At 33.9% G+C, this 9,754-nt stretch carries 11 protein-coding genes; 5 read left to right on the top strand and 6 right to left on the bottom strand.

Going from position 1 to position 9,754, the window contains the following annotated elements; all coding sequences use genetic code 11:
* The 4 genes from ACKVOD_RS11835 to ACKVOD_RS11820 form a co-directional block, all read right to left on the bottom strand.
* On the bottom strand, positions 1-437 hold a 437-nt coding region (locus ACKVOD_RS11835; protein WP_409209674.1), incomplete at its 3' end, for a biotin/lipoyl-containing protein.
* 45 nt (positions 438-482) lie between these two features.
* On the bottom strand, positions 483-719 hold the full coding sequence (locus ACKVOD_RS11830; protein WP_409209673.1) for a DUF2442 domain-containing protein: 237 nt from the start codon (positions 717-719) through the stop codon (positions 483-485).
* Positions 700-933 carry a DUF4160 domain-containing protein gene (locus ACKVOD_RS11825; protein ID WP_409209672.1) on the bottom strand — a complete coding sequence of 78 codons (234 nt, stop codon included), beginning with the start codon at positions 931-933 and terminating at the stop codon, positions 700-702. The genes ACKVOD_RS11830 and ACKVOD_RS11825 overlap by 20 nt, the downstream gene beginning before the upstream one ends.
* Positions 933-3,704, bottom strand: a complete 2,772-nt coding sequence (locus tag ACKVOD_RS11820) for a 2-oxoglutarate dehydrogenase E1 component (RefSeq protein WP_409209671.1) — start codon at positions 3,702-3,704, stop codon at positions 933-935. The genes ACKVOD_RS11825 and ACKVOD_RS11820 overlap by 1 nt, the downstream gene beginning before the upstream one ends.
* A 120-nt stretch (positions 3,705-3,824) precedes the next feature.
* Here ACKVOD_RS11820 and ACKVOD_RS11815 point away from each other — a divergent pair, with 120 nt between their 5' ends.
* The gene (locus ACKVOD_RS11815) at positions 3,825-4,367 is read left to right on the top strand and encodes a hypothetical protein (protein ID WP_409209670.1); all 543 of its coding nucleotides are present in this window, start codon (positions 3,825-3,827) and stop codon (positions 4,365-4,367) included.
* Here ACKVOD_RS11815 and ACKVOD_RS11810 read toward each other — a convergent pair.
* Both ACKVOD_RS11810 and ACKVOD_RS11805 read right to left on the bottom strand, forming a co-directional pair.
* Positions 4,364-4,717 (bottom strand): hypothetical protein, encoded by a 354-nt coding sequence (locus tag ACKVOD_RS11810; protein ID WP_409209669.1) that lies wholly within the window; start codon positions 4,715-4,717, stop codon positions 4,364-4,366. The genes ACKVOD_RS11815 and ACKVOD_RS11810 overlap by 4 nt on opposite strands.
* Before the next feature lie 238 nt (positions 4,718-4,955).
* A complete protein-coding gene (locus tag ACKVOD_RS11805; RefSeq protein ID WP_409209668.1) occupies positions 4,956-5,930 on the bottom strand; it encodes a polyprenyl synthetase family protein in 975 nt (324 codons plus the stop codon).
* Positions 5,931-6,322: 392 nt separating this feature from the next.
* On the opposite strand from ACKVOD_RS11805, the gene ACKVOD_RS11800 reads away from it, so the two are divergent.
* From ACKVOD_RS11800 to ACKVOD_RS11785, 4 genes are all read left to right on the top strand, one after another.
* On the top strand, positions 6,323-6,913 hold the full coding sequence (locus ACKVOD_RS11800) for a TetR/AcrR family transcriptional regulator (protein ID WP_409209667.1): 591 nt from the start codon (positions 6,323-6,325) through the stop codon (positions 6,911-6,913).
* Positions 6,914-6,932: 19 nt separating this feature from the next.
* Complete coding sequence (locus ACKVOD_RS11795; RefSeq protein ID WP_409209666.1) at positions 6,933-8,273, top strand: TolC family protein; 1,341 nt, start codon at positions 6,933-6,935, stop codon at positions 8,271-8,273.
* A gap of 11 nt (positions 8,274-8,284) precedes the next feature.
* Positions 8,285-9,424 carry an efflux RND transporter periplasmic adaptor subunit gene (locus ACKVOD_RS11790; RefSeq protein WP_409209665.1) on the top strand — a complete coding sequence of 380 codons (1,140 nt, stop codon included), beginning with the start codon at positions 8,285-8,287 and terminating at the stop codon, positions 9,422-9,424.
* 134 nt (positions 9,425-9,558) lie between these two features.
* Positions 9,559-9,754 (top strand): efflux RND transporter permease subunit (locus tag ACKVOD_RS11785; protein WP_409209664.1); only part of this gene is annotated, 196 nt, incomplete at its 3' end.

The raw sequence follows: 9,754 nt of genomic DNA, 5'->3' as shown, positions 1-9,754 counted from the left end.
CCAGTTCCTACAACAGATTCAGGTGTTATATTTTTTTCGTCTAATATTTTTTTAGCAGCTGGCGAAGGATGTCCAAGCCCCCCCGCCCCCGAAGGGGGAGTTTGAGCAACAACAGGTGATGCTTTTACCTCTTCTTTTTTATCTTCAACTACTTTTTCTGTAACTTCTTGCTTTGAAGCCCCTCCTTTGGAGGGGTTGGGGAGGCTTGTATCAATATGACAAACTACTGCTCCCACTGCTACCGCATCACCTTCTTCTGCTTTAAGCGTAATAATTCCGCTTGCTTCAGCAGGTAATTCCAATGTGGCTTTGTCAGAATCAACCTCAGCAATAGCTTGGTCTTTCTCTACATAATCACCATCTTTTACTAACCAAGTGGCAATTTCTACTTCTTTTATGGATTCCCCTGGTGATGGGACTTTCATTTCTAAAATCATCTTGTATTATTTTAAATTATGAATTTGTATTTTTAAATTTTATTCCTATTCTAATAAATTTTCTATCGAAATATCTTCATCAATTTCATCCCAATGAACCCCTTCTCCATTACCAATAAACCGCCATTTATTCAATTGCTCACTAGTAGCTTTTCTCAATGTAGGAAACCATTCTAGTGGAATTGACAATTCACGCCCATCTTCTAAAAAAACAATCATTTTAGAATTTGAAAAAACAATATTAATTGCATTTTTTGATTTACTAATTACTGAAAAACTCATCCCATTTTTGTATTAAAAGTTCTTGGTTTTGTTCAACTAAATTACGAATTTGTTTTAATTCTGATGCGTTAAATCTTGTAGATTTTATTAATTCTACAAACTCCAAATTGAATTTTGCTGTTTTTTCAGCCTTTTCAATATGGATATGTTTAGGCAAATGTTCGTTACTGTAAAAGAAAAATCGAAATCCGTCTATGATTATTACAGTGGGCATTATCTAAATAAATTCTTGTCAAATACCATTTTAATAGCATCTGCTTGACGGCGTTTGGCTCTTGTATAACTTCCTGAAGCTGGTGCTGAATAAGCTTTTAAAGAGGCCAATCTCCATTTTACCAAATTGAAATTCATCAACATAAAACTATAAGCTCCCATATTCTTGGGTTCTTCTTGTGCCCAAACATAATCATCTACATTCGGATACGTTGCAATTATTGCTTTTAATTGCTCTACTGGTAAAGGGAAAAGTTGCTCAATACGAACCACAGCAACATCTTTTCGTCCATTATTTTCTCTTTCGGCAGTGATGTCATAATAGAATTTTCCAGTACAGAAAACCAAACTTTTTACATCGGCTTTATTTACAAATACATCATCTATCGTTTCTTGGAAGCTTCCGTTTGCCAATTCGTCCTGAGTAGAAACGCATCTCGAATCCCGCAATAAACTTTTCGGTGTAAAAACGATTAATGGTTTGCGATATTTGGTCACCATTTGTCTTCTTAATAAGTGAAAGAAGTTGGCTGGTGTGGTACAATCGGCAACAAACATGTTGTGTCTGGCACACAATTGTAAATACCGTTCCATTCTAGCCGAAGAGTGTTCTGCTCCTTGTCCTTCGTATCCGTGAGGCAATAACATAACGATTCCGTTTTGATTGTTCCATTTATCTTCGCCACAAGAAATGTATTGGTCAATCATAATTTGAGCTCCATTCGAAAAATCACCAAATTGAGCTTCCCAAATAGTTAGGGCATTGGGATTGGCTAAAGCATAACCATAATCGAATCCTAAAACTCCATATTCTGACAACAAGGAATTGAAAACATTAAATTTCCCTTTTTTGTTGGCTATCGAATTTAACAATACAACTTCCTCTTCTGAATCTTCTACTTTTACTACCGCATGACGGTGCGAAAAAGTACCTCGCTCCACATCCTGACCTGAAATACGGATATCATAACCTTCTGTCAGTAGGGTTCCATAGGCCAAAGTTTCGGCTGTTCCCCAATCAATAGCATTGTTATGGTACATTGTTTTTCGATCATTCACTATTTTAGAAATTTTAGAAATAAATTTCTTATCCGATGGCAACGTCGAAATGGTTTCTATGATGGAATCTAAAGTTTTCTTCGCAACTTTTGTGTTTACTTTATATAGCATTTCAGAATCGGTAACCTGCTCAAATCCATTCCATTCATTTTTCATAAATGGACTGATGATGGTTAAATCTTTTTTGCGCGAAGCTTGAAGATTTTGATCTAAATCGTCTTTGTATTCTTTTTCTAAGGTTTTTACTAAATCGGCATTAATAACCCCTTCTGCAATTAATTTTTCGACATAGATATCTCTAGGATTTTTATGTTTTGCAATGATTTTGTATAGCAAAGGCTGTGTAAAACGAGGTTCATCTCCTTCGTTATGACCATATTTTCTGTAGCCTAATAAGTCAATAAAAACATCTCTTCCAAATTCCATTCTGAAATCTAAAGCAAATTGCATAGCATGTACTACAGACTCAGCATCATCTGAATTCACATGTAAAACGGGTGACAAGGTTACTTTAGCTACATCGGTGCAGTAAACAGATGAACGAGCATCTAAATAATTTGTAGTAAATCCAACTTGGTTGTTAATTACAATGTGTATCGTTCCACCTGTTTTATACCCATCCAATTGTGCCATTTGAATGATTTCATAAAGCAATCCTTGACCTGCAATGGCAGCATCACCATGAACGGCAATAGGTAAAACTTTAGAAAAATCATTTGGAAAATATTTGTCTTGTTTGGCTCTTGTAATTCCTTCGATTACAGCTCCTACTGTTTCAAGATGCGAAGGATTTGGAGCTAAATTAATACTTATCTTTTTTCCTGAACTCGTAATTTTGTCTGCGGTAAGTCCTAAATGGTATTTTACATCTCCGTCAAAATATTCTTGATCGTAATCTTTACCATCAAACTCTCCAAATATATCTTGGGTAGATTTTCCAAATATATTGGCTAAAACATTCAAACGACCACGATGCGCCATTCCCATCACAAATTGTTCTACCCCTTTTTCGGCAGCTCTTTCTATTAAAGCATCTAAGGCAGGAATTACTGATTCCCCACCTTCTAAAGAAAATCGTTTTTGACCTACATATTTTGTGTGCAAAAAGTTTTCAAAAGAAACGGCTTCATTTAATTTATTTAAAATTGATATTTTTTGATCAACAGAAAAGTTAGGCTGATTGTCATTCACTCCGATCCTATCTTGAATCCATTGAATCACCTCAGGCTTACGCATGTACATATATTCAATACCAATGTGCTGACAATACACCAATTCTAAGTGTTTCAAAATTGCTGTAAGAGAGCACGGGGCTAAATGTAAAATCTTAGCTGCATCAAAAACGGTATTTAAATCGGCATTGGATAGACCGAAATTCTCCAAATCAAGATTTGGCGTAAACGTTCTGCGCTCTCTAACAGGATTTGTTTTTGTAAATAAATGCCCTCTTGTTCTATAGCCATCAATAAGTTTAACTACTTGAAATTCTTTTTGTAAGTGTGCTGAAATTAAAGAATTCTCAACTGGTGTAGCGTTTGTTTCTTTTATATATTGCTGAGGTGCATCCCCATTGAAGGATTCCATTCCAAAATCAAAACCTTGAAAAAAACTTCTCCAACTTGGTTCTACGCTATCAGGATTTTCTAAATATTGGTCGTATAATTGTGCGAAAAATTCAGTGTGTGCCGCGTTTAAAAATGAAAACCTATCCATAATTTTTATTAGTATTCTTAATTTATCAAAATAGTTCGGCAAAAATACAATAAACGAAAACATTTATATTCATATTTACGTACTTTTACTTATAAATTTGTTAAAAAAAACCAGGATTCAATGAAAAAAAACAGAACTTCAATCGTTTTAGTAGTCTTTTTGACACTTACTACCTTAGTTTGTAATCAAACAATGAAATCTCAAAATCTAAATAATCAAAAAGTAAAACCGAATCATTTTTGGGAAAAAGTTCAATTTGGTGGAGGTCTTGGTTTAGGATTTGGAACTGGTTTTACCAATATTTCTCTTTCACCAACGGCTATTTACAATATTAATGATTATTTTTCTCTAGGTGCTGGAGTGCAATATTCGTATGTAAGACAGAAAAATATTTATACTTCTAATTTGTACGGTGGCAGTATTATAGGATTAATTAATCCGGTGGAGCAAATTCAACTTTCGGCTGAATTGGAACAATTGAGGGTAAATGTTGATTACGGAAATAATTATGCAAAAGAAAATTTTTGGAATACAGGCTTGTTTCTTGGGGCAGGTTTTAGAAATGGAAATATCACTATTGGCGGGCGATATAATGTGTTATTTAATAAAAATGACTCGGTCTATACCGAAGCTTTTATGCCCTTTGTTCGAGTGTTTTTTTAAAACTTGTTCCTAAACCACACTTTTTGCCATTCTCTTTTTAAGATTAAAAAAGAAACTTGCTCTGCTAATTGCACTAAATCGGAGCCGTCCAGTTTTTTGATTTGATCTTCCGAAACGTCAATTATGTAAAGTAAATTGAGGTATTCAGCAAATTTGTATTGAATTAATCGGTAGATTTTTTCGTGCAATTGAATTTTCAAATCCTCCGGAGAAATGCTCATTGGGAAATCAATTCCTTCATTGGCTAAATTAAAATCCTTGTTGATTTGCTCTATCAATTTCAGATATAAGTCTTCCTTTTGTGACTCTTCGAGCAATAAATCAGTGTTGATGGGAGCAATGAAATTCATTTTAATATTTTTTGACTATCCGTTACTAAATACTGATAGTAAATTTTGCTAATTAATAAAAATAAAGTTGTTGTTTTTTATTGAAACCATTAAGAAATTAAGGCTCATTAAGTCTAAAACTTAATTTTCTTAATGGTTCAAAATATAATATTTTTTTGGCTTGCTTAACCCTAAAGTCATGTCCTATTTTAATAACCCATTTTGGGTATAAAACCCCAAAAAGGATTGAGACTTAAAATTAAACCTTTCTTTTCATCAAATTTTCTCCAAAATTAGTAAGCATTGCTTTTTTGTCTTCGGAAATATTCATTTTAAACAAGGTTTCAAAAGCTATTGATGTAAAATTTTGAATCGCTATTTGTGTAGCTTCTGATGCTCCTGTTGTATCGAAAATTTGCTTCACTGCAATAATTTTATCGACATTCTCTACTAATTGAAGCGAAAATAAATGCAATAGTTGTTCTTTTTCTTCAGCAGAAGCAAATTCAATTGCTTTAAGATATAAATACGTTTTTTTGTTTTCTATAATATCACCTCCTACCTGCTTTCCAAAGGCTTTTGGATCACCAAAAGCATCTAAATAGTCGTCTTGCAATTGAAAAGCCAATCCTAAATTGAGTCCAAAATCATAAATTAAATCGGCATTATCAGGAGAAGTTTCGGCAATAATAGCGCCCATTTTCATGGCGGCAGCCACCAAAACTGCGGTTTTGCACTCAATCATTTTCAGGTATTCCGGAATAGTGACATCAATACGGGTTTCAAAATCAACATCCCATTGCTGTCCTTCGCAAACTTCGAGGGCAGTTTTGCTAAATAATTTTGCTAATTCACTGAAAATAGGTGGTTCGTACTGCTCGAAATATTGATACGCCAAAATCAACATGGCATCGCCAGAAAGAATTCCGGTATTAATATCCCATTTTTCATGCACTGTGGTGTTTCCTCTTCTTAAAGGGGCATCATCCATAATATCATCATGAACCAACGAAAAATTATGAAAAACTTCTACAGCCAAAGCTGCCGGAAGCGCTTTTTTATAGTCGACATTAAAAACCTCAGCACTCATTAAGGTCAAAATAGGTCGCATTCGCTTTCCGCCCAATTGCAAAATATACTGTATGGGTTCATACAAATTTTTGGGTTCCTTGATGGAGGATTTAGATTCTAAATAAGCTGAAATAAATTCTTGATATTGTTGAATGGAATGCATTATAAAAAGTTAGAAGTTAGAAGCTGGAAGTTAGAAGCGGGGAGTTTTAATGCTAAATTCATCTTTTTACACACCCCTTTTCACTAGACAAATATAAATGAAATATAGTTTAACCTGTTAGGCGTAAATAGTTTTTAATTAATTTTTTTTATCTTTTCGAGTGATTTTCTACCATCCCGAGGCTTCGGGATTGTGAGTAAAATCGTATCGAGAACAAGAATTTTTTTTTGAAAACACTTATTGATATTTTTTTTCGTCTTACTACATCATCTTCGATCTACAAACTCCTATCTCCTATATGTTAAATTAACGTAAATACTTTGGAAACTATTTTCGTTTTTAAAGTTTCCTTCTTAGATTTGCAGTCAAAATAAATCCCCGTCCTTTTTTAAATGAAAGATAAAATAATAGTAAAAGCAACCGAAATGTTCCTGACACTTGGCTTTAAAAGTGTTACAATGGATGATATTGCCTCTACAATGGGGATTTCGAAAAAGACCATTTACCAACATTTCGCAAATAAAAATGATTTGGTTGAAGCGGTTACTATGCATTTATTTGAAACCATTTCGTGTGGCATTGATGAAATTTGTTTGCTGAATCAAAATCCTATTGAAGAACTTTTTACCATCAAAGATTTTGTGTTGAAAAACTTGAAAAACGAAAGTGCATCTCCACATTATCAGTTGCAAAAGTACTACCCTCAAATACATAAAACCCTAATGTCGCTTCAATTTGCCAAAATGGGAAATTGTGTTGTAGACAATTTAAAAAAGGGAATTGAGCAGGGATTGTTTAGAAAGGATATTCAATTAGAATTAATTTCTCGTTTTTATTTTGCTGGCATGTCCAGTATTAAAGATGCTGACCTTTTTAATCCTATACAATTTAGCACAAAACAAGTGCAAGAAACCTATCTTGAATATCATTTGCGTGGTATTGCAACAGCAAAAGGAATAGCAGAACTTGAAAAACAATTATAAAACCTAAATACAATTATCAATGAAAAATAAACTGGTCCTAACCCTATTCTTAATTGCATTTGCATTGAATGCACAAGAACAAAACTATTCTTATACTTTAGAGCAAGCTATTAGCCATGCTTTAACTCATAATTATTCGGTTATTAATGCTGGGCGAGATATTGCATCGGCCCAACAAAAAAAATGGGAAACCACCGCAGCTGGGCTGCCTCAAATTAGCGGTAATGTTGGCTATTTGAAAAATATTGATTTTACTCTTTCTGGAGTGTCGGGCAATGCCTTTAATCCTGACGGAGATCCTAATGGCATTAGCCTTTTTGCTTTTGGAACCAAACACAATATGAATGGACAATTAACTTTAAGTCAACTCTTGTTTGATGGTTCATATATTGTAGCACTACAGGCTTCAAAAACCTATTTGAAATTTTATGAAAATGCACAAAAGAAAACCAATACTGAAATTAGAGAAATGGTTATCAATGCCTATGGCAATGTGCTATTAACACAAGAAAGTATATTGATTTTTGGAAAAAACAAAGCTATCCTTGAGAAAACCTTATCTGATACCAAAGAAACATTCAAAAATGGATTGATAGAAGAAGAAAATGTTGAGCAACTTCAAATCACTTTGGCTAGTGTAAACAGTAATTTAAACAATTTAAAAAGAGTATTAGGCATTGCCAATAACATGCTTAAAATTACTTTGGGAATAGACATCGACAAAGAATTAATACTCACAGATAAACTAGACAATTTGACTATTGCCAATGTAGATCTTGCTTTTTCTCAAAAAGATTTTAATGTTTCGGATAATATTGATTACCAGATGGGTGCCAATTTTGAAAAACAAAGACAATTAGAGTATAAATTGGAACGATACAAAGCACTCCCTACTTTGGCAGCAGCCTATAATTTGGGTTACAACTCCTTTGCTAACGAATTTTCATTTTTTAATGCCAATCAAAAATGGAATAACTTCTCGAATATTGGTGTAAATTTGAGTGTCCCTATCTTCAGTAGTTTGGGGCGATATGCTAAAACACAGCAAGCCAAAATAGCTTTGGAACAAGCCCAAACTAAATTGAGCGAAACCAAACAAAAACTAAATTTACAGTACTCAAATGCTAAAAGCGAATATGAATTTAGCTTAGAAGAATTTGCTACCTCAAAAAACAACTTAAATCTTGCTGAGAGAATCGAAAAAAAGCAACAGATTAAATTTGCCGAAGGTTTATCAACCAGCTTTGATTTTAGTGAAGCGCAAAGACAATTGTACACCACCCAACAAAACTACCTACAATCGATGGTAAATATCATCAATAAAAAAGCAGCTTTAGAAAAAGTAATTAATAAAAATTAACACCATTAATAATGAAAAAAATAGCCCTAATCACAATTTTAAGTTTTGTTGTTTTCGCTTGCGGAAACAAAGAAAACAATCAATCTATTAGCAATTTAATAGATTCAAAAAACGTAAAAGCGTTAAATGATAAGAAAACAGCTTTGCAAGCCGAAATCACTAAAATCGAAGAAGCTTTAGCAAAATTGGAAGTCAAAAAAGAAGAGGCATTAGTGTCTGTAGCAACTATCAAAGACACCATTTTTAGCCATTATCTGAATATTCAAGGAAATGTAGACACTAAAGATAATATCTTAGTGCAGCCCGAATTTAGCGGAACTTTAACTTCATTAACCGTTAAAGCTGGACAACGAGTTACTAAAGGTCATATATTAGGGAGAGTTGATGATGCTGGAATGAGCCAACAACTAGCCAGTTTAGAAAGTTCGTATGCCCTAGCTAAGACTACTTTCGAAAGACAAAAAAATCTTTGGGACAAGAAAATTGGTTCTGAGATTCAATTTCTTCAAGCTCAAAACCAAATGACTGCTGCTCAAAAAGGCGTGGCGCAACTCAGGGCTCAGTTGGCGAAAACAGTTATTCACGCACCTTTTTCAGGAACTATTGATGGGGTTTTTGTAGAAAAAGGGCAAGTAGTAGCCCCAAGTCCTCAGGGATTAATGCGAATTGTAAACCTCAACAATATGTACGTTTCTACTTCTGTTCCCGAATCGTACATCGGAAAATTAAAAATAGGCGATCAGGTAGATGTTTTCTTAACCTCATTAAACAAAACCTATAAAGGAAAAGTACGTCAAATAGGGAATTTTATCAATCCTAATAATCGAAGTTTTGGTATTGAAGTAAGTCTTCCAAATCCAGAAAATTTGTTGCGCCCAAATCAGGTAGCAAAATTAAAAATCGTAGATTATGTTAGCAAAGGTGCTATTGTAGTGCCTACAGGAATTATTCAAGAAGACGGAACAGGTGCAAACTATGTATATGTTGTGGAAGGAAGCAACGGAAAAACAGGTACTGCCAAAAAAGTTATCGTGGAAGTTGGTAAATCATCAGACAATGTAACCGAAATTTTAAGCGGATTATCGACTAATGATATTATTGTAACCGAAGGGGTTAATAGTATTTCTAATGGAATGAAACTTAATTTCTAGCCCCCTAACCCCGCCACGGCGGGGGAATTAGCAATTAGTTAAAATTGAATAATATAAAAATAATTTACTAACGTATACAAAAACTTTCCCTTACTAGTTCCCTCCCCTTTGGGGAGGGTTAGGGTGGGGCTTATATGGAACACAAAAACAAAGAATTTAACATATCGAGTTGGGCAATAGACAATCGCGTAACGGTTTATATTTTCACATTATTAGTTACCATTACAGGTCTAATTGCTTACACCTCAATGCCGCGTGAAGATTTTCCAGAAATTATTGAGAATAAAGTTTACATATCGTCTGTTTTTCCTGGAAACTCAGCCGAAGATG

The organism is Flavobacterium sp. (assembly GCF_046155325.1).
Classification (GTDB): Bacteria; Bacteroidota; Bacteroidia; order Flavobacteriales; family Flavobacteriaceae; genus Flavobacterium.
Note: the sequence above shows the minus strand (reverse complement) of the source record. Positions and strands in the feature narration are given on the sequence as shown.